16 protein-coding genes and 3 tRNA genes are annotated in these 22,851 nt (G+C 56.8%); 10 read left to right on the top strand and 9 right to left on the bottom strand.

Translation table 11 applies throughout. The annotated features are described in order from the left end of the window. The first annotated feature begins 200 nt into the window (after positions 1–200). From ptrA to recD, 3 genes are read left to right on the top strand one after another with little or no spacing between them, the layout of a single operon-like run. Positions 201–3,083, top strand: a complete 2,883-nt coding sequence (gene ptrA / locus AB8818_RS10960; protein WP_116341814.1) for a pitrilysin — start codon at positions 201–203, stop codon at positions 3,081–3,083. Next, entirely contained in the window at positions 3,080–6,622 is a 3,543-nt protein-coding gene (gene recB, locus AB8818_RS10955; protein ID WP_192982561.1) for an exodeoxyribonuclease V subunit beta, read from the top strand. The genes ptrA and recB overlap by 4 nt, the downstream gene beginning before the upstream one ends. Then, on the top strand, positions 6,619–8,439 hold the full coding sequence (gene recD, locus AB8818_RS10950; RefSeq protein WP_192982559.1) for an exodeoxyribonuclease V subunit alpha: 1,821 nt from the start codon (positions 6,619–6,621) through the stop codon (positions 8,437–8,439). The genes recB and recD overlap by 4 nt, the downstream gene beginning before the upstream one ends. Positions 8,440–8,473: 34 nt before the next feature. Here the strand turns inward: recD and argA are convergent, their stop codons facing one another. Then, positions 8,474–9,805 carry an amino-acid N-acetyltransferase gene (gene argA / locus AB8818_RS10945; protein ID WP_014885072.1) on the bottom strand — a complete coding sequence of 444 codons (1,332 nt, stop codon included), beginning with the start codon at positions 9,803–9,805 and terminating at the stop codon, positions 8,474–8,476. A 226-nt stretch (positions 9,806–10,031) separates the two neighbouring features. Here argA and amiC point away from each other — a divergent pair, with 226 nt between their 5' ends. Beyond that, entirely contained in the window at positions 10,032–11,285 is a 1,254-nt protein-coding gene (gene amiC, locus AB8818_RS10940; protein ID WP_014885071.1) for an N-acetylmuramoyl-L-alanine amidase AmiC, read from the top strand. A gap of 88 nt (positions 11,286–11,373) precedes the next feature. Here amiC and AB8818_RS10935 read toward each other — a convergent pair. The 3 genes from AB8818_RS10935 to AB8818_RS10925 all read right to left on the bottom strand — a co-directional run bounded on the left by AB8818_RS10935 (position 11,374) and on the right by AB8818_RS10925 (position 11,671). Then, positions 11,374–11,450 (bottom strand) — tRNA-Met (locus AB8818_RS10935). Between the two features lie 33 nt (positions 11,451–11,483). Further along, positions 11,484–11,560, bottom strand: a tRNA-Met gene (locus tag AB8818_RS10930). Between the two features lie 34 nt (positions 11,561–11,594). Beyond that, a tRNA-Met gene (locus AB8818_RS10925) sits at positions 11,595–11,671 on the bottom strand. 209 nt (positions 11,672–11,880) lie between these two features. Between AB8818_RS10925 and mltA the strand changes: the two genes are divergently transcribed. Together mltA and tcdA are read left to right on the top strand one after the other, a co-directional pair. Then, entirely contained in the window at positions 11,881–12,978 is a 1,098-nt protein-coding gene (mltA, locus tag AB8818_RS10920; protein ID WP_116343499.1) for a murein transglycosylase A, read from the top strand. A 75-nt stretch (positions 12,979–13,053) separates the two neighbouring features. Then, complete coding sequence (gene tcdA / locus AB8818_RS10915) at positions 13,054–13,860, top strand: tRNA cyclic N6-threonylcarbamoyladenosine(37) synthase TcdA (protein ID WP_006811804.1); 807 nt, start codon at positions 13,054–13,056, stop codon at positions 13,858–13,860. Here tcdA and csdE read toward each other — a convergent pair. Both csdE and csdA read right to left on the bottom strand, forming a co-directional pair. Then, entirely contained in the window at positions 13,851–14,297 is a 447-nt protein-coding gene (gene csdE / locus AB8818_RS10910) for a cysteine desulfurase sulfur acceptor subunit CsdE (protein WP_047364461.1), read from the bottom strand. The genes tcdA and csdE overlap by 10 nt on opposite strands. After that, on the bottom strand, positions 14,297–15,502 hold the full coding sequence (csdA, locus tag AB8818_RS10905; protein WP_166712252.1) for a cysteine desulfurase CsdA: 1,206 nt from the start codon (positions 15,500–15,502) through the stop codon (positions 14,297–14,299). Before csdA ends, csdE begins: the two co-directional genes overlap by 1 nt. 192 nt (positions 15,503–15,694) lie before the next feature. On the opposite strand from csdA, the gene AB8818_RS10900 reads away from it, so the two are divergent. The 4 genes from AB8818_RS10900 to rlmM all read left to right on the top strand — a co-directional run bounded on the left by AB8818_RS10900 (position 15,695) and on the right by rlmM (position 18,720). Then, complete coding sequence (locus tag AB8818_RS10900) at positions 15,695–15,922, top strand: YgdI/YgdR family lipoprotein (protein ID WP_008499648.1); 228 nt, start codon at positions 15,695–15,697, stop codon at positions 15,920–15,922. A gap of 352 nt (positions 15,923–16,274) precedes the next feature. Then, positions 16,275–17,192, top strand: a complete 918-nt coding sequence (gcvA, locus tag AB8818_RS10895; protein ID WP_014885066.1) for a glycine cleavage system transcriptional regulator GcvA — start codon at positions 16,275–16,277, stop codon at positions 17,190–17,192. Between the two features lie 39 nt (positions 17,193–17,231). Continuing rightward, positions 17,232–17,627: a DUF423 domain-containing protein gene (locus AB8818_RS10890; RefSeq protein ID WP_028014272.1), complete on the top strand. Its 396-nt coding sequence runs from the start codon at positions 17,232–17,234 to the stop codon at positions 17,625–17,627. Next, positions 17,620–18,720, top strand: a complete 1,101-nt coding sequence (gene rlmM / locus AB8818_RS10885; protein ID WP_028014271.1) for a 23S rRNA (cytidine(2498)-2'-O)-methyltransferase RlmM — start codon at positions 17,620–17,622, stop codon at positions 18,718–18,720. Before AB8818_RS10890 ends, rlmM begins: the two co-directional genes overlap by 8 nt. Positions 18,721–18,834: 114 nt before the next feature. Here the strand turns inward: rlmM and xni are convergent, their stop codons facing one another. The 3 genes from xni to AB8818_RS10870 all read right to left on the bottom strand — a co-directional run bounded on the left by xni (position 18,835) and on the right by AB8818_RS10870 (position 22,431). Further along, positions 18,835–19,590: a flap endonuclease Xni gene (xni, locus tag AB8818_RS10880; protein ID WP_116343497.1), complete on the bottom strand. Its 756-nt coding sequence runs from the start codon at positions 19,588–19,590 to the stop codon at positions 18,835–18,837. Positions 19,591–19,702: 112 nt separating this feature from the next. Further along, a complete protein-coding gene (gene sdaB / locus AB8818_RS10875; RefSeq protein ID WP_080330114.1) occupies positions 19,703–21,070 on the bottom strand; it encodes an L-serine ammonia-lyase II in 1,368 nt (455 codons plus the stop codon). 65 nt (positions 21,071–21,135) lie between these two features. Continuing rightward, positions 21,136–22,431: an HAAAP family serine/threonine permease gene (locus tag AB8818_RS10870; protein ID WP_028014268.1), complete on the bottom strand. Its 1,296-nt coding sequence runs from the start codon at positions 22,429–22,431 to the stop codon at positions 21,136–21,138. Between the last annotated feature and the right edge of the window lie 420 nt (positions 22,432–22,851).

Raw genomic sequence — 22,851 nt, 5'->3', positions numbered from 1 at the left:
ATGTACCCAAATAAAGAGATGTTGGCGTGTCCAGCACGCAGTTTGTTAATGATGTTTGCCCTAAGTAATTCGAGTTGCAGGAAGGCGGCAAGGGCGTGAATCCCAGGGAGCTTACATGGGTAAGTGACTGGGGTGAACGCATGCAGCCGACGCACATGCAACTTGAAGTATGACGGGATAGCCGTGATAAAGAGGTCGTAATGCCAGGCAGCACCTTGTTCAAAGCATTTGTTTTGTTTGTCGCCCTTTGGGCGCCCGTCACTCAGGCAGACTCCGGTTGGCAACCCGTCCAGGAAACTATCCGTAAGAGCGAAAAAGATACCCGTCAGTATCAGGCTATTCGCCTTGATAACGGTATGACCGTGCTGCTGGTTTCCGATCCGCAGGCGGTGAAATCCCTCTCGGCGTTAGTGGTGCCTGTTGGATCGCTGGAAGATCCTGAGGCGCATCCGGGGCTGGCGCATTACCTCGAACACATGACGCTGATGGGCTCTAAAAAATATCCGCAGCCGGATAGCCTGTCCGAGTTTTTGAAAATGCACGGCGGCAGCCACAACGCCAGTACGGCACCGTACCGCACGGCCTTTTATCTCGAAGTCGAAAATGACGCGCTGGCAGGGGCGGTTGATCGCCTTGCCGATGCTATCGCCGCGCCGCTGCTGGATAAAAAATACGCCGACCGCGAGCGCAACGCCGTCAATGCGGAGCTGACCATGGCCCGTACCCGGGACGGTATGCGCATGGCGCAGGTCAGCGCCGAAACGATCAACCCGGCGCATCCTGGGTCACGTTTCTCGGGCGGTAACCTGGAGACGCTGAGCGATAAACCGGGAAGCCCGGTCATTGACGCCCTCCATGCGTTTCGCGACAAATACTACTCTGCCAACCTGATGAAGGCGGTTATTTACAGCAACAAACCGTTGCCGGAGCTTGCTGGCCTGGCGGCACAAACGTTTGGCCGGGTGCCGAATAAAAATATCGGCCTGCCGAAGATAGACGTACCGGTTGTCACGGACGCGCAAAAAGGGATCATCATCCACTACGTCCCTGCCATGCCCCGCAAAGTGCTGCGCGTTGAGTTCCGGATTGATAACAACACCGCCCAGTTCCGCAGCAAAACCGACGAGCTGGTGACCTACCTGATTGGTAACCGCAGCCCGGGAACCTTATCTGACTGGCTGCAAAAACAGGGACTGGTGGAAGGGATCCGCGCCGATTCCGATCCCGTGGTAAACGGCAACAGCGGCGTGCTGGCGATCTCCGCCACCCTGACCGACAAAGGGCAGGCCAACCGTGATGAAGTGGTTGCGGCTATCTTTAGCTACCTCTCTTTACTGCGCGAGAAAGGCGTCGATAAACGCTACTTTGATGAACTGGCGCACGTGTTGGATCTCGATTTCCGTTACCCGTCCATTACCCGCGATATGGATTACGTGGAGTGGCTGGCAGATACCATGATCCGTGTACCGGTGGCGCACACGCTTGACGCGGTCAATATTGCCGATCGTTATGATGCCGAGGCGGTTAAAGCGCGCCTGGCGATGATGACGCCGCAGAATGCCCGCATCTGGTACATCAGCCCGAACGAACCGCATAACAAGACGGCGTACTTTGTTGATGCTCCTTATCAGGTAGACAAAATCAGCGACCAGACCTTCGCCGACTGGCAGAAGAAGGCCGGTGAGATTGCGTTGAAGCTGCCGGAGCTGAACCCCTATATCCCGGATGATTTCTCGCTGATCAAAACGACTAAGGATTATCCGCACCCGGAGCTTATTATTGATGAGCCGACGCTGCGCGTGGTGTATACCCCAAGCCGTTATTTCGCGAGCGAGCCAAAGGCCGATGTCAGCGTGGTCCTGCGTAATCCTAAAGCGATGAACAGCGCCAAAAATCAGGTGATGTTCGCGCTCAATGACTATCTGGCCGGTATCGCGCTCGATCAGCTCAGCAACCAGGCGGCCGTGGGCGGGATCAGCTTCTCCACCAACGCCAACAACGGTTTGATGCTCAATGCAAATGGCTATACCCAGCGTTTGCCTCAGCTTTTCAAGGCGCTGCTGGAGGGCTACTTTAGCTACACGCCAACGGAAGAGCAGCTTGAGCAGGCTAAATCCTGGTATGCGCAGATGATGGATTCAGCAGAGAAGGGCAAAGCTTACGATCAGGCGCTTATGCCTGCGCAGATGCTGTCGCAAATACCTTATTTCCAGCGTGAAGAACGCCGTGCATTGCTGCCATCAATCTCATTAAAAGAGGTGCTGGCTTACCGTGACGCGCTGAAAACTAACACGCGTCCGGAATTTCTTATCGTCGGCAACATGAGCGAAGATCGGGCTAAAACGCTGGCAGAGAATGTTCGCACGCAGCTCGGTTCGAAAGGCGACGAGTGGTGCCGCAACCAGGACGTGCTGGTTGAGAAAAAACAGAATGTGATTTTTGAAAAAGCGGGGAGTAGCACCGATTCCGCGCTGGCCGCGGTGTTTGTGCCAACGGGCTATGATGAATTTTCCAGCTCTGCGCAAAGCGCCGTTCTGGGACAAATTGTTCAACCGTGGTTCTATAACCAGCTGCGCACAGAAGAGCAGCTTGGCTACGCGGTGTTTGCCTTCTCGATGAACGTAGGCCGTCAGTGGGGGCTGGGCTTCCTGCTGCAAAGCAGCGACAAACAACCGGCCTATCTCTGGCAGCGCTATCAGGCGTTCTTCCCGCAGGTGGAAGCAAAACTGCGCGCCATGAAGCCGGAAGAGTTTGCCCAGATCCAGCAGGCCGTCATCGCGCAGGTGATGCAGCCGCCGCAGACGCTGGGCGAAGAGGCCTCGCAGCTGAGCAAAGATTTCGATCGCGGTAATCTGAAATTTGATTCGCGTGATAAAGTAGTGGCCGAGATAAAACAGCTGACGCCGCAGAAGGTTGCCGACTTCTTCCATCAGGCGGTCATTAAGCCGCAGGGGATCACCATTCTGTCCCAGGTTTCCGGTAGCCAGAACGGGAAAACGGAGTACGTGAACCCGAAAGGCTGGGTAGTCTGGAAGAGCGTCAGCGCGCTGCAGCAATCTATGCCCTGGAGTAAGAAAGAATGACCGACACCGCTGAGTCCCTTGATCCCTTACGTTTACCTCTGCAGGGTGAACGATTGATTGAAGCCTCAGCGGGAACCGGAAAAACGTTCACCATCGCCGCGCTCTATCTGCGCCTGCTGTTAGGGCTTGGCGGCAACGCCGCTTTTCCACGGCCTTTGAGCGTGGAAGAGCTGCTGGTGGTCACCTTCACCGAGGCCGCCACCGCTGAGTTGCGCGGTCGTATTCGGACCAACATCCACGAACTGCGCATCGCCTGTCTGCGCCAGAGCACGGATAACCCTCTCTACGCAAGCCTTCTGGAAGAGATTGCCGATAAGCAACAGGCAGCCCAGTGGCTGCTCCTCGCAGAACGGCAGATGGACGAAGCGTCCGTCTTCACCATTCACGGTTTTTGCCAGCGTATGCTGAGCCTGAACGCGTTTGAATCCGGCATGCTGTTTGAACAACAGCTCATTGAAGATGAATCCGTGCTTCGCTATCAGGCCTGCGCGGATTTCTGGCGTCGCCACTGCTATCCGTTACAGCGAGATATTGCCGAAGCGGTACATGCGTTGTGGAAGGGGCCTGAAGCGCTGCTGCGCGCCATCGATCGTTACCTTCAGGGGGAAGCGCCGGTCATCAAATCTCCGCCGCCAGCGGATGAAACCCTGGCTTCCCGCCATGAAAAAATCATCGCGAAAATTGCCGACATCAAGCAAAAATGGATTGAGTCAGTCGGCGAGATTGACGCGATCATCGAGAATTCCGGGATCGACCGACGTAAGTTCAATCGCGGCAATCAGGGCAAATGGATCGAGAAGATCAGCGCGTGGGCGCAGGAAGAGACGCGCGGTTACCAGCTCCCGGATGCGCTGGAGAAATTCTCCCGGCGTTTCCTGGTTGAGCGGACCAAAGCCGACGGCATCGTGCCTGAACATCCCCTGTTTGTGGCGATTGAAACCCTGCTGGCGGAACCCCTGACGCTCAACGATCTGATGATCGTCCGTGCCATGACGGAGATTCGCGACGCCGTCGCGCGCGAAAAGCGCCGCCGTGGCGAGCTGGGGTTCGACGATATGCTGAGCCGACTTGATGCGGCGCTGTGCAGTGAAAATGGCGAAGCGCTTGCCGCCGCGATTCGCACCCGCTTTCCGGTGGCGATGATCGACGAATTTCAGGATACCGACCCCCAGCAGTACCGCATTTTCCGCCGTATCTGGCGTCAGCAGCCCGGCACCGCGCTGTTGTTAATCGGCGATCCGAAACAGGCCATTTACGCCTTTCGCGGTGCGGATATTTTTACCTATATGAAAGCCCGCAGCGAGGTTGATGCGCACTACACGCTCGACACCAACTGGCGCTCTTCGCCCGGCATGGTGGAAAGCGTCAATGCGCTGTTCAGCCGCATGGATACGGCATTTATGTTCCGGGAGATCCCTTTCCAGCCGGTCAAATTTGCCCCGAAAAATACCACCCTGCGCTTCGAGTTTAACGGCGAAACTCAGCCCGCCATGAACTTCTGGCTGCTGGATGGGGAAAGCTGGGGCGTCGCGGACTATCAAAATGCTATGGCCCAGCATTGTGCCGCGCAAATCCGTGACTGGCTCAGCGCAGGCGCGCGCGGTGATGCGCTGCTGTGGAAGGAGGATAAACCAGCCCCGGTAAAGGCATCCGATATCACGGTGCTGGTGCGCAGCCGTCAGGAGGCCGCGCTCATCCGCGACGCCCTGACGCTACTGAATATTCCCTCCGTCTACCTCTCCAACCGCGACAGCGTCTTTGAAACGCTGGAAGCCCTGGAGATGCTGTGGCTGCTTCAGGCCGTCCTGGCCCCGGAGCGGGAAAGCACGCTGCGCAGCGCCTTAGCGAGCGCGATGCTCGGGCTGAACGCGCGTGACATTGATGCGCTCAACAATGACGAAGCCGCGTGGGATGCCGTGGTAGACGAGTTTGTTCGCTACCGTGAAAAATGGCAGAAACGTGGCGTGATGGCGATGGTGCGTGAGCTTATGGCACAGCGTCACATTGCGGAGAATATGCTGGCGACAGCGGGCGGCGAGCGCCGTCTAACCGATATTTTGCATATCAGCGAGCTGCTCCAGGAAGCGGGTACGCAGCTGGAGAGCGAGCATGCCCTGGTGCGCTGGCTGGCCCAGCAGATTGCCGACCCGAACAGCAACTCCTCAAGCCAGCAGATGCGCCTCGAGAGCGATAAACATCTGGTGCAGATCGTCACCATTCACAAGTCGAAAGGGCTGGAGTATCCGCTGGTCTGGCTGCCGTTTATCGCCAATTATCGCGTGCAGGACCAGGCCTTTTACCACGATCGCGAGTCGTTCGAAGCGGTACTCGATCTCAGCAACGCGGAGTCCAGCGTTGAGCTGGCCGAAGCCGAGCGTCTCGCGGAAGACCTGCGCCTGCTCTATGTGGCGCTGACCCGTTCGGTCTGGCACTGTTCCCTGGGCGTCGCGCCACTGTTCCGTCGCCGTGGCGAAAAGAGCGGCGAGAGTGATTTTCATCTGAGCGCGCTGGGGCGGCTTATACAGCGCGGCGAACCCAAAGATGCTGCCGGTCTGCGCCAGTGCATCGAATCACTTTGCTCAGAGCATGTTGCCCTGCATATTCCATCCCAGCCCGACAGCAGTCGCTGGCAGACGCTGGAGCAGGGAGAGTCAGCGCTGCATGCCCGCGAGGTGACGCGCACCATTGCTGACGACTGGCGCGTCACCAGTTACTCCGGTTTACAGCAGCACGGGCAGAGTATCGCGCAGGATCTGATGCCAAAACTGGACGTGGATGCCGCTGGGGCCGGTAGCGTGCCCGTCGAGCCGGTGCTCACGCCGCACCAGTTCCCGCGCGGCGCCTCACCGGGTACGTTTTTGCACAGCCTCTTTGAAGAGCTGGATTTTACCCAGCCGGTCTCTGAAGAGTGGGTGCAGAAGATGCTGCAGAGCGGCGGCTACGACGCGCAGTGGCTGCCGGTTCTCACTGAATGGATCCGCGCTATTCTGCACGCGCCGCTCACGGCGCAGGGGATCTCGCTGAGCCAACTGACCGCCAAAGATAAGCAGGTGGAGATGGAGTTTTATCTCCCCATCGCCAGCCCGCTCAGGGCCGAGGCGCTTGATGCGTTGATCCGCGAGCACGATCCGTTATCCGCCGGGTGCCCGCCTCTCAACTTCCGCCAGGTGCAGGGGATGCTGAAAGGCTTTATCGACCTGGTTTTCCGCCACGAAGGGCGCTACTACCTGCTGGATTACAAATCGAACTGGCTGGGTGAAAACAGCGAAGCCTATACCCAGCAGGCGATGGCCTCAGCGATGCAAATGCATCGCTACGATCTGCAGTACCAGCTCTACACCCTCGCGCTGCACCGCTACCTGCGCCATCGCATGGCCGATTATCGTTACGAAGACCATTTCGGCGGCGTCATTTACCTGTTCCTGCGCGGCGTGGATGCGAACGACCCGCGTTCGGGTATCTTCAGCACCCGTCCGGCTGCGGAGTTGATTGAAAAGATGGATAACCTGTTTGCTGCAAGCACGGAGGAGGTGGCATGACGATGCAGGCGCTACTGCTGGAAGCAGTTGAACAACGAACACTTCGCCACCTGGACGTGCAGTTTGCCATGATGGTGGCGGACGAGGAGCCTGCCGTTATGCTCGCCGCCGCGATCCTGAGTAAAGACGCGGGGGAGGGACATGTGTGTCTTCCACTGTCGCGTCTGGTGGTGGATGAAAAAATGCCCCCGGCTATACAGGCGTGTTTCGCGCTGCTGGGTAATGCGGTGGACTGGCAGGCGATATTACTCGGCTCGCCTGCCGTGAGCGGAGCCGATACCGGGACGCCAATGATCCTTGTCGGCGAGCGTTTGTATCTTAACCGGCTGTGGCGTAACGAACTGACGGTAGCGCGCTTTTTCAGCGAGACCAACGCCCCGCTTCCCTGTGATGAAGCACAGCTCCGGCAAACGCTGGATACGCTGTTTATCTCTGACGACGAGACAGACTGGCAGAAAGTGGCGGCAGCGGTGGCGTTAACGCGGCGGATATCAGTGATTTCGGGCGGCCCGGGCACCGGGAAGACGACCACCGTGGCAAAGCTGCTTGCCGCGCTGATTCAGTTATCGGGTGAGAAAAAGTGTCGTATTCGCCTGGCGGCACCCACCGGTAAAGCGGCTGCACGTCTGACGGAGTCGTTAGGCGGGGCGCTGCAAAAACTGCCGCTTACCGGGGATCAGCTTGCGCTTTTCCCTAACGAAGCCAGCACGCTGCACCGTTTACTTGGCGCTCAGCCGGGTAGCCAGCGTCTGCGCTACCATGCCGGTAACCCACTGCACCTGGACGTGCTGGTGGTGGATGAAGCATCGATGATTGACCTGACAATGATGTCGCGGTTGATTGACGCTTTGCCGCCGCACGCGCGCGTCATTTTCCTCGGAGACCGCGATCAGCTTGCCTCCGTGGAGGCCGGGGCCGTGCTGGGCGATATCTGCACCTATGCCAGCCTCGGGTATACCGCAGAACGCGCTGAGGAGCTAGCGCGCCTGACCGGATGCTCGCTCGTGGCTGAAAATCATGTACTTGCGGGAGCGCTGCGCGACAGCCTGTGCCTGCTGCAAAAAAGCTACCGTTTTGGCAGCGACTCCGGCATTGGCCAGCTTGCAGCGGCGGTGAACCGGGGCGACCGGCACACGACCTGTGCGGTATTTGACGGCACCTTCACCGATATTGAGAAAAAATCGCTGCAAACCGGGGAAGAGTATCAGGCGATGCTGGATGACGCTCTTCTGGGGTACCAACGTTTTCTGACGGGCGTACAGCAGCAAAGCACGCCGGAGCAGGTTATTGCTGCGTTTGGCGAATACCAGCTGCTCTGCGCGCTCAGAGAAGGGCCCTTTGGCGTCAGCGGCCTGAACGACAGGCTGGAACAGCTGCTGGCGCAAAAGCGTAAAATCAGCCGTACCCCACATTCGCGCTGGTATGAAGGCCGGCCGGTGATGATCTCCCGCAACGACAGCGCGCTGGGATTGTTTAACGGGGATATCGGGATTGCGCTCGATCGCGGACAGGGGCTCCGCGTCTGGTTCCAGATGCCGGACGGTAGCGTGAAGTCCTTCCAGCCGAGCCGCTTGCCCGAGCATGAAACCGCCTGGGCGATGACGGTGCATAAATCCCAGGGCTCCGAGTTTAACCATGCGGCGCTGATCCTGCCCACACAGCTTTCCCCCGTCGTTACCCGCGAGCTGATCTATACCGCCATTACGCGCGCGCGTCAGCGTCTGTCGCTGTATACCGATGAACGGGTGCTGGTGCAGGCGATCGCTACCCGGACGGAACGCCGAAGTGGGCTGAGCGCGATATTTGAGTCCCTCTGAACGAAAGCCCTCGCCGGACGGTGAGGGCGTCGTATCATCCCAGGTCAGCCATCAGCACTTTTGAACGGCGCTGATAGTTGTACATCTCTTTCTTCGTTTCCGGCAGGGAATCAATATCCACCGGCGTGAACCCGCGCTCCTGGAACCAGTGAATGCTGCGCGTCGTCAGGACGAACAGCTTGCTCAGCCCCATCTGACGCGCCTGTGCCGCCACGCGCTCAAGCAGCATTTCACCGCGTGAAGAGCTGCGGTAATCCGGGTGCACCGCCACGCAGGCCATTTCTCCGATCTTCTCTTCCGGGAACGGGTAGAGCGCGGCGCAGGCGATGGTCAGGTTATCGCGCTGGATAATAGTGAATTTGTCGATCTCCATCTCCAGCTGCTCACGGGAGCGACGAACCAGGATACCCTGCTGTTCCAGCGGGCGGATCAGCTCCAGAATGCCGCCGATATCGTTGATGGTGGCGCGGCGAATTTGCTCCGCACTCTCCATTACAATCTGGGTGCCAATACCGTCGCGGGAGAACAGCTCCTGCAGCAGGGCGCCGTCTTCCTGATAGCTGATCAGGTGGCTACGGCGCACGCCGCTGCGGCAGGCCTTCACGGCGCCACGGAGGAAGCGGACGGTGCCGGAGTGGTAATCCCCTTCGGCTTCCAGCGCTTCCACGCGGGCCTGGGCTTCGTTAGGGAAGAGTTCCGGCACAATCACCCCTTCATCGTTTACGACGCCCTGGGAAGAGCAAAACCCAATCATTTTTTCCGCCTTCAGCTTGATCGCCAGCTGGGTGGCAATCTCTTCGGACGTCAGGTTAAAGCTTTCGCCAGTTACGGAAACGGCCACCGGCCCCATCAGCACGATGGCACCACTGTCCAGCTGACGGTGAATGGCCTCTTCATCAATACGACGAATACGGCCGCTGTGGCAGTAATCCACGCCATCGTCCACGCCGAGCGGCTGAGCGATGATGAAGTTGCCGCTCACGACGTTGATATGCGCGCCCTGTAGCGGCGTGTTGTTCAGGCTCATCGACAGGCGAGCGGTGATATCAAGCTGCAGCAGCCCCGCCGCCTGTTTCACCAGCTCAAGGGTTTTAGCATCCGTGACGCGGGTGTGTTTGTGGTAAATCGGCTCGTGGTGGTGAGCAGCCAGGTTGGCATCGATCTGCGGGCGCGCGCCATAGACCACCACCAGGCGGATCCCGAGGCTGTGCAGCAGGCCGATGTCATTGACGATGCTGGAAAAATTTTCATGCTCAATGGCTTCGCCGCCAAGCATGATGACAAACGTTTTTCCCCGATGGGCGTTGATATAGGGAACAGAATGGCGGAATCCCTGGACCAGTTCGGTTCTACGTTCCTTCACCATGGCACAACCCTTAATGAATGTTTATTCGTAATTTCTGTATTTTTATTCGATTGTGGTCGCGGGTGCAAGTGCAAATTTTCTGCGACCAACAAAAATTAATAAGTAATCCGTGCGTTAGCGTATGATTGTTTACCCTTTTATAGATGACAGTTTATGCGTCATTCGTTAAAGTTTTCGGTCAATCTGCACTTTTGTATATCAGTTTGTTTTCTTGCTCGGGAGAAGCATGTCGGGATCCAATTCAGCAATAAGCCGCCGCCGTTTATTAAAAGGGGCCGGGGCAATGTGGTTGCTTAGCGTCAGCCAGGTCGGTCTTGCCGCCACGAGTCAGGTGGTTGCGGTGCGCGTCTGGCCGTCGTCGACCTATACGCGCGTGACGGTTGAATCCAATCGCGTGCTGAAATATAAGCAATTTGCCCTCAGCAACCCGGAACGTGTGGTGGTGGATCTCGAAGGCGTTAACCTCAACTCCGTGCTGAAAGGCATGGCGGCGCAGATCCGCGGTGACGATCCGTTTATTAAATCGGCGCGCGTCGGGCAGTTTGATCCGCAAACCGTGCGCATGGTGTTTGAACTGAAGCAGAACGTTAAGCCGCAGCTGTTTGCCCTGGCGCCCGTTGCGACGTTTAAAGAGCGCCTGGTGATGGATCTCTACCCGGCGAATGCGACGGATATTCAGGATCCGCTTCTCGCCCTGCTGGAGGACTACAACAAAGGCGATCTTCAGCGTCAGGTCCCCCCTGCCCAAAGCGGCCCGCAGCCGGGGAAAGCAGGGCGTGATCGTCCGATTGTGATCATGCTCGATCCCGGCCACGGCGGCGAAGACTCCGGTGCGGTGGGGAAATACCATACGCGTGAAAAAGACGTGGTGCTGCAAATTGCCCGTCGGCTGAAGGCGTTAATTGATAAAGAGGGCAATATGCGCGCCTACATGACGCGCAATGAGGATGTCTTTATTCCGCTGAAGGTTAGGGTGGCGAAAGCGCAGAAGCAGCGGGCCGATTTGTTCGTCTCGATCCATGCGGACGCCTTTACCAGCCGCCAGCCGAGCGGCTCGTCGGTGTTTGCGCTCTCAACTAAAGGCGCGACCAGTACCGCAGCAAGATATCTTGCGGATACCCAGAACGCCTCGGACCTGATCGGTGGCGTGAGCAAAAGCGGCGACCGCTACGTCGACCACACCATGTTCGACATGGTGCAGTCCCTGACCATTAACGACAGCCTGAAGTTTGGTAAAGCGGTGCTGGGCAAGCTGGGGAATATCAATAAGCTGCACAAAAACAGCGTTGAGCAGGCCGGGTTCGCGGTGCTGAAGGCACCGGATATCCCGTCCATTCTGGTGGAAACCGCGTTTATCAGTAACGTCGAGGAGGAGCGTAAGCTCAAGACAGCAAAGTTCCAGCAGGAGGTGGCGGAGTCGATTCTGGCAGGGATACGGGCGTATTTCTCAGACGGGGCGACGCTGGCGCGACGCGGATAGATCTTTTAGCCGGGCAAACGCCCGGCAAAGTCACAAACGGCAGAAACAAAAAAACACCCTTAAGGGTGTTTATTGTTTTCAGAAGTGTTGGTTGCGGGGGCCGGATTTGAACCGACGACCTTCGGGTTATGAGCCCGACGAGCTACCAGGCTGCTCCACCCCGCGGCACCGTACTTCTTATCTTTTCTAAAATTTGATTGGTTGCGGGGGCCGGATTTGAACCGACGACCTTCGGGTTATGAGCCCGACGAGCTACCAGGCTGCTCCACCCCGCGTCACCGTACTGCTTATACTTCATCAAATTTTAATTGGTTGCGGGGGCCGGATTTGAACCGACGACCTTCGGGTTATGAGCCCGACGAGCTACCAGGCTGCTCCACCCCGCGTCCGTGGAAGCGCACTATACTCGGATAGGTTTGTGATGCAACCCCTTTTTCACATAAATCATTAACTTTGTATGTAAATTGAACGGCATTGCGTCATTTGGACTATTTTTTGCTCAGAATTTGCCAAAGGGCATGCGATCGCATTTCATTCGCTTTGTCGGTTTGTTATCTTCATCACGCGGAAATGGGCAACTTAAAGACGAGATATAATGAAAGGACGTTGGGCGAAGTATCTAATGGCGGGCGCAATGGTAGCGATTCTTGCGGCCTGTTCTTCCAAACCGACCGATCGCGGTCAGCAGTATAAAGACGGGAAGTTATCCCAGCCTTTCTCTTTAGTTAATCAGCCTGACGCCGTTGGCGCGCCGATCAACGCCGGTGATTTCTCCGAGCAGGTCTACCAGATCCGCAACGCGTCGCCGCGTCTGTATAGCTCACAGAACAATGTTTATAGCGCGGTACAGGACTGGCTGAAGGCGGGCGGCGATACGCGCAACATGCGCCAGTTTGGTATTGATGCCTGGCAGATGGAAGGGGCGGATAACTACGGCAACGTCCAGTTCACTGGCTACTACACGCCCGTGATTCAGGCGCGACACACGCGCCAGGGCGAGTTCCAGTACCCTATCTACCGTATGCCGCCAAAACGCGGCCGTCTGCCGTCCCGCGCCGAAATCTACGCCGGTGCGCTGAGTGAAAACTACGTCCTGGCCTACAGTAACTCCCTGATGGATAACTTCATCATGGACGTGCAGGGCAGCGGCTACATTGATTTTGGCGACGGTTCGCCGCTCAACTTTTTCAGCTATGCCGGGAAAAATGGCCATGCCTACCGCAGCATCGGTAAGGTCCTCATCGACCGCGGCGAAGTGAAGAAAGAAGATATGTCGATGCAGGCGATCCGCGAGTGGGGCGAAAAGCACAGTGAAGCCGAGGTGCGTGAGCTTCTTGAGCAGAACCCGTCGTTCGTCTTCTTTAAACCGCAAAACTTTGCCCCGGTGAAAGGCGCCAGCGCGGTACCGCTGATTGGCCGTGCCTCGGTGGCATCGGATCGTTCTATCATTCCTGCGGGTACCACGCTGCTGGCGGAAGTCCCTCTGCTCGACAACAACGGCAAGTTCAACGGCAAGTATGAGCTGCGTCTGATGGTAGCCCTGGATGTGGGCGGAGCGATTAAGGGCCAGCACTTTGATATCTATCAGGGCATTGGCCCTGACGCAGGCCATCGCGCGGGCTGGTATAACCACTACGGACGCGTATGGGTGCTGAAGGCGGCGCCGGGCACCGGAAACGTATTCAGCGGCTGATTGTGGTATTCTGAGCGCAATACGGATTATTGTTCAGGGTGAGGATAACCTCACCCTTTTTACATCTGAGGTTTTATGTCTGTGGTAATCAGCGATGCCTGGCGCCAGCGTTTTGGCGGCACGGCACGTCTCTATGGTGAAAAAGCCCTGCAGCTGTTTGCGGATGCGCACGTCTGCGTTGTGGGTATTGGCGGTGTCGGTTCCTGGGCGGCGGAAGCGCTGGCGAGAACCGGGATTGGCGCGATCACGCTGATTGATATGGATGACGTTTGTGTGACCAACACTAACCGCCAAATCCACGCCCTGCGCGATAACGTCGGCCTGGCGAAGTCCGAGGTGATGGCGGAGCGCATCCGTTTGATCAACCCGGAGTGCCGCGTGACGGTGATTGACGACTTTGTGACGGCAGATAACGTCGCGGAGTATATGAGCAAAGGCTACAGCTACGTGATTGACGCTATCGACAGCGTGCGGCCAAAAGCAGCGCTGATCGCTTACTGCCGTCGTTACAAGGTGCCGCTGGTCACGACGGGCGGCGCGGGTGGGCAAATCGATCCCACGCAGATTCAGGTGGCCGACCTGGCGAAAACTATTCAGGATCCGCTGGCAGCCAAGCTGCGTGAACGCCTGAAGAGCGACTTCAACGTGGTGAAGAACAGCAAGGGCAAGCTGGGCGTCGACTGCGTATTCTCCACCGAAGCGCTGGTCTACCCGCAGGCGGATGGTTCAGTCTGTGCGATGAAAAGCACGGCGGAAGGGCCAAAACGCATGGACTGCGCTTCAGGCTTTGGGGCGGCCACCATGGTAACCGCCTCCTTTGGCTTTGTGGCGGTCTCTCACGCACTGAAGAAGATGATGGCGAAGGCGGAACGTCAGGCCTGAGCCTGACGGGCTGCGTCCAGCACTGCATCGCTGAGCGCGATTAGACCCTGACCGCGCGAGGCGCTCAGCTGCGCGCGCAGCCCCAGCTCGTCGAACAGCGCCAGCGGTGAATGCGTTAACAATTCCGCCGCGCTTTTCCCCTCTATGGCGGTTAACAAGACCGCCAGCAGCCCGCGTACGATGCGTCCTTCGCTGTCGCCAAAGAAATGCAGCTTCTCACCGGATACGCTCACGCCCAGCCAGACGCGGTTTTCACAGCCTGCGATCTCTTTCGCCTGCGCTTTGAGATCGTCTGAAAGGGCAGGGAGCTGTTTACCCAGCAGGATCAGCTGTCGATATTTATCTTCCCACTGCTGGAGCGGGGCGAAGGTCTGTTTTAAGGTCTCTTCTGTGATGACCGTGCCAAACGGATGTCCGGCTAAAGCAGCGCTAGTCATTAATCCACCAGTATTTCAAGGGCGCGGTCAACGGCGGCAACCAGCGCGTCGACATCGCTTTGAGTGTTATATGGCGCAAACGAGGCGCGCAGCGTACCGGTAACACCGAGCGCCGCCAGCAGCGGCTGGGCGCAGTGTTGTCCGGCGCGCAGGGCAATGCCGTACCCGGCCAGCAGCGTCACCATGTCGCTATGATGCACGCCAGCAAAATCAAAGGCGAGCAGGCTGGAGTCCTGAACGCGGAACGAGCGGAAACCCGGGCGTTTTTTCAACTCTTCTTCGGCAAGAGTGGCAAGGCCCCGGCTCCAGCTTTCAGCCTGTACAATGTCTGTTTCAGCCAGCCACTCCAGCGCCGCGCTTAAGCCAATGACGCCCGCCACGTTCGGCGTACCGGCTTCCAGACGATAGGGGACATCCTGCGTTTTGAAGCCATCGAACGACACTTCGGTAATCATTTTGCCGCCACCGAGCCACGGCGTCATTTTTGCCAGCAGTTCCGGCTTACCGTACAGCGCGCCAATCCCGGTTGGCCCGTAGAGCTTATGTCCTGAGAAGGCATAGAAGTCGATATCCAGCGCCTGCACATCAGCAGGGAAATGGACCACGCCCTGAGCGCCGTCGACCATCACCACCACGCCGCTGGCATGGGCAATCTCAATGGCGCGAGCCAGATCCGGACAGCCACCGGTAACGTTGGACATCTGCCCCAGCGCCAGGATACGGCTGCGGGGGGTAATCAGCTCGGGGAGACGGGCCACCTCTGGCAGCAAGTCTGCACCCAACGGGAGCTTTACAACGCGCGCCCCCGTTTGCTCCGCCACCATCAGCCACGGCACCAGGTTAGCGTGGTGTTCCGCCTCGCTGACGATGATCTCATCGCCCGACTGAAGCAGCGGGCGGGCATAGCACTGGGCCACCATATTGATGGCTTCGGTCGTGCCGCGCGTCCAGACGATATTTTTCCCGCTTTCGGCATTGAGCAGGCGAGCGACCTGGTCCCGTGCGGCTTCGTAGCGCGCGGTCAGTCGCTGCGCTTCGGCAAACTGGCTGCGATGTACGTTGCCGGCGCTCAGGCTATAGAACTGCTGCGTGGCCTCGATCACCGCCTGAGGCTTCAGGGCCGTGGCGGCGCTATCAAGGTAAATACCGGCATCGGCCAGCGCCGGAAACTGTGCGCGAAACTGCGCAGGACTGAAAGCGTTCATGGAATTCCTCGTGTCGATAGAGAGATCGTCGCGCAATTTCAGCGGCAGAGCAAGGAGGTTGATATCTATCAGAATTGTCTGCTTATCCTTACGACCTCAAAAAAGCAGGTTATGCTAAATAGTGTTAGGCGGATGTTTTAGCCTGTTATAAATCGAGGTTTGAATAGCATTAATTGCTAAAGGAGAATAATCATGAATAAGACAGCTGCCATCATTTCTGCCTGTGCGTTTACTTTTGCCCTGAGCGCCTGTTCCGGTAACAATTACGTGATGCACACCAACGATGGTCGTTCTATCGTTTCGGAAGGGAAACCGACTACTGATAACGATACCGGGATGATTTCGTATAAAGATGCTAACGGGAACAAGCAGCAGATCAACCGCACGGACGTGAAAGAGATGAAAGAGATCGAGCACTAACCACCGATCGCAGGCGAAAAAAAAGCACCGCAAATTGGCGGTGCTACATTAATCACTATGGACAGACAGGGTAAATGTACAGGAAGTGAAAAATTGGTAGCGTTGCTACCGTGGTCTGAATCGCAGACCAATTGCAAACACAACAACACAACATCACAACCGTAAGCCAAAAGCCCTTCAGAACACGCATTCCGAAAAAAGCTCTTCGTTCCGGCTCAGGAAGTGCCGCCACTATAGGTATTTGCTGGTAGTTCCTCAACGGACAAATTATAATGGCTCAGATAAAAAAAACTAATAGGTTAAACGTTGTTTCCTGTTTGTTAAATTCCGTTAACATCTAAGCCAGATAACCATGTCAAAGCGATTGCCACCCCTTAACGCATTACGGGTTTTTGATGCAGCAGCACGTCACCTGAGCTTCACCCGTGCGGCAGATGAGCTTTTTGTGACACAGGCCGCAGTAAGTCACCAAATCAAGTCTCTGGAGGATTTCCTGGGCCTTAAGCTGTTCCGCCGACGCAATCGTTCATTGCTGTTGACCGAAGAGGGGCAGAGCTATTTTCAGGATATAAAAGAGATTTTTTCCCAGCTAACGGAAGCCACACGTAAGCTGCAGGCCCGCAGTGCAAAAGGTGCCCTGACTGTTAGTTTATTGCCCAGTTTTGCCATTCAGTGGCTGGTGCCAAGGCTCTCAAGCTTTAACTCAGCTTATCCGGGGATCGACGTTCGAATCCAGGCGGTGGATCGTCAGGAAGACAAGCTGGCCGATGATGTGGATGTCGCCATTTTTTATGGTCGCGGTAACTGGCCGGGCTTGCGTGTAGAGAAATTATACGCAGAATATCTGCTGCCGGTCTGTTCGCCTCTGCTTTTAACGGGCGACAAGGCGCTGAAAACACCCGCTGACCTTGCGCAGCATACGCTTTTACATGATGCCTCTCGCCGCGACTGGCAAACTTATACCCGTCAATTAGGTCTTAGTCATATAAACGTGCAGCAGGGCCCCATTTTTAGCCACAGTGCGATGGTGCTACAGGCTGCCATTCACGGACAGGGCGTGGCGTTGGCGAATAACGTCATGGCGCAGTCCGAAATTGAGGCAGGCCGTCTGGTTTGCCCTTTTAATGATGTACTGGTCAGTAAGAATGCGTTTTATCTGGTTTGTCATGACAGTCAGGCAGAACTGGGTAAAATAGCCGCCTTCCGGCAGTGGATACTGGCGAAAGCGGCAAGCGAGCAAGAAAAATTCCGCTTCAGGTATGAACAATAACGTTTGTGTGCCGGGCACGCATCAATTCAGGACTTAAACATGACCAGCCGATTCATGCTGATTTTTGCCGCGGTGAGTGGCTTTATTTTTGTTGCACTGGGCGCCTTTGGGGCGCACGTATTGAGCAAGTCTTTGGGCGCCGTCGAGATGGGCTGGATCCAGACCGGCCTTGAATACCAGGCGTTCCATACGCTGGCTATTTTTGGGCTGGCGGTGGCGATGCAGCGCCGGATCAGCATCTGGTTTTACTGGAGTAGCGTATTTATGGCGCTGGGTACCGTGCTGTTCAGCGGCAGCCTTTACTGCCTGGCACTCTCGCATTTGCGCCTCTGGGCGTTTGTTACACCTGTCGGCGGCGTCAGCTTCCTGGCGGGATGGGTATTAATGTTTATCGGAGCTATCCGTCTGAAACGCAAGGGCGTTGTTCATGAATAAGGTTGTTTTATATTGTCGCCCGGGGTTTGAGAAAGAGTGCGCCGCGGAAATTACCGATAAAGCGGCGAAGCGTGAAGTCTTCGGTTTTGCCCGCGTCAAAGAGAATGCGGGTTATGTGGTATTCGAATGTTATCAGCCTGAAGACGCCGACAAGCTGGCGCGGGAGCTGCCGTTCAGCTCGCTGATCTTCGCCCGCCAGATGTTCGTCGCGGGTGAGCTGCTGAAAGACCTTCCGCCGGAAGATCGCATCACGCCGATTGTGGGCATGCTGCAGGGCGTGGTGGAGAAGGGCGGCGACCTGCGCGTTGAGGTTGCCGATACCAACGAAAGCAAAGAGCTGATGAAGTTTTGCCGTAAGTTCACCGTGCCGCTGCGCGCTGCGCTGCGTGACGCGGGCATACTGACGAACTACGAAACGCCGAAGCGTCCGGTGGTGCATATCTTCTTTATCGCACCGGGCTGCTGCTATGCGGGCTATTCGTACACCAATAACAATTCGCCATTCTTTATGGGCATCCCGCGTCTGAAGTTCCCGGCAGATGCGCCGAGCCGTTCAACCCTGAAGCTGGAAGAGGCGTTTCACGTCTTTATCCCGGCAGATGAGTGGGACGAGCGTCTGGCTAACGGCATGTATGCCGTCGACCTTGGCGCGTGCCCGGGCGGCTGGACCTATCAGCTGGTGAAACGCAACATGTGGGTGTCGTCTGTGGATAACGGCCCAATGGCGCAAAGCCTGATGGATACCGGACAGGTCACCTGGCTGCGTGAGGACGGTTTCCGCTATCGCCCAACCCGCAACAACATCTCGTGGATGGTGTGCGACATGGTGGAGAAGCCGGCGAAAGTGGCCGCGCTGATGGCCTCCTGGCTGGTGAACGGCTGGTGCCGTGAGACCATTTTCAACCTCAAGCTGCCGATGAAAAAGCGCTACGAGGAGGTATCCCAGAACCTGGCCTATATTCAGGCACAGCTGGATGAGCACGGTATTAACGTGGAGATCCAGGCGCGTCAGTTGTACCACGACCGTGAAGAGGTGACGGTACACATTCGTCGCTGGTGGGCGGCTGTAGGCGGACGTCGCGACGAGCGATAATTCAATGTTTCCCCTCACCCTAACCCTCTCCCCGGAGGGGAGAGGGGATTGCTCGGTGCTGTCTTTTCACCCTCGCCCCTTTGGGGAGAGGGCCGGGGTGAGGGGGGGCGGCTATTACCGCTCTAACCTTAACTGCTGCAAATTCCCGTCCAGCTGTAAATCCGTTCGTAACGTCGCTACATCCCGGCAGATAAACGCCATCTCTTTATGCGCTTCCAGCTTCTTGCGCCATTTTTCCGGCACGTCATCCAGACGAGAGTAAATTCCTTCCAGACTCTGAAAGTCCGTCAGCAACTGGGCGGCGCTCTTCGGCCCTATGCCTGCAACCCCCGGCACCTTTGAGCTGCTTATCCCCGCCAGCCCCCAGTAGTCAGGCAATTGCTCTGGCGAAACGCCAAACTCGCTGGCAATGAAGGGGGCATCGAGCCAGCGTTTCTGGAAATAATCGCGAATGCGGATCGTGGGTGAAAGGAGCTGGCAGTAGCCTTTGTCGGTTGAAACGATCGTCGCCTGGTGTCCTGCGCTGGCCACCTTTACCGCAAGCGTCGCGGCCAGGTCGTCAGCTTCATTGCCGTGTGCGCCCCAGCAGGGGACGCCGCGCTGCTCAAAGGCGGCACGCAAGGCGGGCATTTCGGCATGCAGATCGTCCGGCATCGGCGCGCGTCCGGCCTTGTAGTCGGGCAGGCGCTGATGTCGCCAGCCGCTGTTGCGCGCTTCGTCATCAAACACGGCCACGACATGCGTCGGTTCGCTGTGGCGAATGAGCTGCTCCAGCGCGTGCAGGCAGGTGTCCTTGCAGGGCGTGCCTTGTACCGCATGGATCCGGCGAATCAGATTGAGCGCGTCGACGATAAGCAAATGAACAGCCACAGATATTCTCCCTTAAATCTAATGGGTAAAGGGTATCACTGTCGGCAGGATGAAACGAATAGCGTGAGGAAAAACAGGAAGAAGCCTCGCAAAACGAGGCTTCCGGAGAGGCTTAATCGCAGGTCACGATCTTCATCGCCAGGCCGCCGCGAGAGGTTTCGCGGTATTTGGCATTCATATCTTTACCGGTTTCGTACATGGTTTCGATAACTTTATCGAGACATACGCGCGGTTCGCTGGTGCGGCGCAGCGCCATACGCGCCGCGTTCACCGCCTTGACGGAGGCGATCGCGTTTCGCTCGATGCACGGCACCTGTACCTGTCCGGCAACCGGATCGCAGGTTAGCCCCAGGTTATGTTCCATGCCGATTTCCGCAGCGATGCACACCTGCGCCGGGCTTGCGCCCAACAGCTCCGCCAGACCTGCCGCCGCCATGGAGCACGCCACGCCGACTTCACCCTGACAGCCGACTTCCGCACCGGAAATGGAGGCGTTCATTTTATACAGCGAACCAATCGCGCTGGCGACCAGCAGGTAGCGCGCCAGCGAGTTGGCGTTCACTTCACGGATAAACTTATCGTAGTACGCCAGCACGGCCGGAACGATACCGCAGGCACCGTTGGTTGGCGCAGTGACCACGCGGCCCCCTGCGGCGTTCTCTTCGTTCACCGCCAGCGCGAACATGTTGATCCAGTCGACGACGGCCATCGGGTCCGTTGTCGTTTTGTCGGTGCTCACCAGCATACGGCGCAGCGCCGCCGCACGACGCGGTACGCGAAGCTTGCCCGGCAGAACGCCTTCGGTGGTGATCCCGCGCTCAATGCCGCCGCGCATCACTTCCCAGACGCTAGCGAAGTGCTGTTCCAGCTCCTCTTTGCTGTGAAGGGCCAGCTCGTTTTTCATCATCAGACCGGAGAGGGAAAGACCCGTCTCCTGGCAGTGGCGCTGGAGGTCCGCCGCGGTTTTGTACGGATACGGCACCTCAACAGAAGAGGTACTGGTTTGACCAAAGTGGTCTTCGTCGACGATAAAGCCACCGCCGATAGAGTAATACGTCTGGCTGTAAACCGCTTTGTCGCCGGCCAGCGCGGTAATGCGCATGCCGTTTTCGTGCAGCGACAGGTTGTCCGCATGGAAATTCATGCAGTGGTCAACCGGGAATTCAACCTCATGCTCACCGTTTGCCAGCAGCAAACGACCGTGGGTGTTCACGTCCTGGATGAAGCCAGGGATCGCGTCAATATCAACGGTATCCGGCAGATTTCCCGCCAGGCCCATGATAATGGCGATATCGGTATGGTGGCCTTTCCCGGTCAGGGAAAGCGAGCCGTACACATCGACAACCACGCGGGTGATGTCGTGCAGAATGCCGCGTGCAATCAAGTCATCCGTGAACTGCTTACCGGCTTTCATTGGTCCGACGGTGTGAGAGCTGGAAGGACCAATACCGATTTTGAAAATATCGAATACGCTAATCATGATGCGTCCATTGCTTTCAGTCAGAGGGGGAGGAGTGCGCCGCCCGAAGGCGGCGCGGGCGTTCATCAGAACATGGTGTACAGGGAGTAGAAGATCGCAGAGATAGCGATAAGGCCCATGATAACCACAAACACGTTGCTGACCTGGCCGCTGTACTTGCGCATGGCAGGCACTTTCTGAATCGCGTACATCGGCATCAGGAACAGAATCATCGCGATAACCGGGCCACCCAGGGTTTCAATCATGCCCAGGATGCTTGGGTTCAGCGTTGCTACCGCCCAGGTGGTGAGCAGCATGAACAGTGCAGTGATTTTGTTCAGCTTGTTGATTTCAATGCTCTTGCCTTTACCGCGCAGAGATTTAATCACCATACCGTTGAAGCCTTCACGTGCGCCCAGGTAGTGGCCCAGGAAGGATTTGGTGATGGCGATCATCGCGATGATCGGTGCCATCCACGCAATCAGCGGTGCGTTAAAGTGGTTTGCCAGGTAAGACAGAATAGAGATGTTCTGCTCTTTCGCTGCCGCCAAGTCCGCCGGGGAGAGGCTCAGTACGCAGCTGAAGACGAAGAACATAACGGTCAGCACCATCATCACGTGAGCGCGGGCCAGGATGCTGGAGCACTTCTTCTCTGCACCATTACCGTACTCTTCGCGTTTCGCCACGGCGAAAGAGGAGATGATTGGGGAGTGGTTGAAGGAGAAGACCATTACCGGGATCGCCAGCCACAGGGTCATCAGCAGGCCGTTACCGGTCGCAGACGCGCTGCTCAGGGACAGGGTTTCCAGCGCTGCACCGTTCCACTGTGGGATCAGGTAGCAGGCCAGCAGCATCAGCGCAGCCACAAACGGGAAGACCAGCACGCTCATGGCCTTAACAATCATCTGCTCGCCGAAGCGCACGATGGTCATCATACCCACGATCAGGATCAGAGACAGAATCGCGCGCGGTGGCGGCGTCATGTGCAGCTGGTGCGTCATGAAGCTTTCAACGGTGTTGGTGATCGCCACGCTGTAAACCAGCAGGATTGGGTAAATCGCGAAGAAGTAGAGCAGCGTAATCAGTTTACCTGCGCCAACGCCAAAGTGTTCTTCAACCACTTCGGTGATGTCTTCGCCCGGGTTTTTACCGGACAGCACGAAGCGGGTCAGACCGCGGTGTGCGAAGTAGGTCATCGGGAAGGCGATGATGGCCATAATGATCAGCGGAATCAGACCGCCGACGCCTGCGTTGATAGGAAGGAACAGTACACCAGCGCCGATTGCCGTGCCGTAAAGGCCAAGCATCCACATGGTATCCGTTTTGCGCCAACCACTTCGGGATTCAATCGAAGCAACGGTGCTGGTTTGAGTGGTTTCCATCTGTATCTCCTGGAGGAAGCAAATTGTCAGGTTTTTAGTCAAATCCGATGAAAAAGTGCCTGACGGTAATATGAAATTCGTTCAGTGACGGTTTTTTAATAATTTTCGCCCGTAACTATTGGCGGGCGGAAAGATACATTCTCGTTATGAATCTATCAGTGATCGCGATCCCAAATGCAATAATCCACTTATGATGTGGGCATCTTTAGACCATTTATCTGTTAAAAAAACATCAAAGAGAATTTACGCGCGCGAAGGCTACCACCAACGACATGTAAGCTAAAAGAGCGGCCCGCGAGATAGGTGTCTTTCGCTGTAAAGAAATGTCTTTATAGGATTTTCTGGCAGGTAATTTGGATTAAGGCTGATAAATTACGGTTGTTAAATGAAGGTAATCGTTTGCGTTCACCGTAAGTTTGT

This window comes from Enterobacter sp. KB-280D8 (assembly GCF_041399405.1).
Classification (GTDB): domain Bacteria; phylum Pseudomonadota; class Gammaproteobacteria; order Enterobacterales; family Enterobacteriaceae; genus Enterobacter; species Enterobacter cloacae_N.
Note: the sequence above shows the minus strand (reverse complement) of the source record. Positions and strands in the feature narration are given on the sequence as shown.

Coding starts and splice junctions, on each gene's coding strand:
- sdaB (WP_080330114.1), bottom strand. CDS start 21,070: ATGATTAGCGTATTCGATATTTTCAAAATCGGTATTGGTCCTTCCAGC.
- tcdA (WP_006811804.1), top strand. CDS start 13,054: ATGTCTGTGGTAATCAGCGATGCCTGGCGCCAGCGTTTTGGCGGCACG.
- amiC (WP_014885071.1), top strand. CDS start 10,032: ATGTCGGGATCCAATTCAGCAATAAGCCGCCGCCGTTTATTAAAAGGG.
- gcvA (WP_014885066.1), top strand. CDS start 16,275: ATGTCAAAGCGATTGCCACCCCTTAACGCATTACGGGTTTTTGATGCA.
- recD (WP_192982559.1), top strand. CDS start 6,619: ATGACGATGCAGGCGCTACTGCTGGAAGCAGTTGAACAACGAACACTT.
- argA (WP_014885072.1), bottom strand. CDS start 9,805: ATGGTGAAGGAACGTAGAACCGAACTGGTCCAGGGATTCCGCCATTCT.
- ptrA (WP_116341814.1), top strand. CDS start 201: ATGCCAGGCAGCACCTTGTTCAAAGCATTTGTTTTGTTTGTCGCCCTT.
- csdA (WP_166712252.1), bottom strand. CDS start 15,502: ATGAACGCTTTCAGTCCTGCGCAGTTTCGCGCACAGTTTCCGGCGCTG.
- mltA (WP_116343499.1), top strand. CDS start 11,881: ATGAAAGGACGTTGGGCGAAGTATCTAATGGCGGGCGCAATGGTAGCG.
- AB8818_RS10870 (WP_028014268.1), bottom strand. CDS start 22,431: ATGGAAACCACTCAAACCAGCACCGTTGCTTCGATTGAATCCCGAAGT.
- AB8818_RS10900 (WP_008499648.1), top strand. CDS start 15,695: ATGAATAAGACAGCTGCCATCATTTCTGCCTGTGCGTTTACTTTTGCC.
- recB (WP_192982561.1), top strand. CDS start 3,080: ATGACCGACACCGCTGAGTCCCTTGATCCCTTACGTTTACCTCTGCAG.
- rlmM (WP_028014271.1), top strand. CDS start 17,620: ATGAATAAGGTTGTTTTATATTGTCGCCCGGGGTTTGAGAAAGAGTGC.
- AB8818_RS10890 (WP_028014272.1), top strand. CDS start 17,232: ATGACCAGCCGATTCATGCTGATTTTTGCCGCGGTGAGTGGCTTTATT.
- csdE (WP_047364461.1), bottom strand. CDS start 14,297: ATGACTAGCGCTGCTTTAGCCGGACATCCGTTTGGCACGGTCATCACA.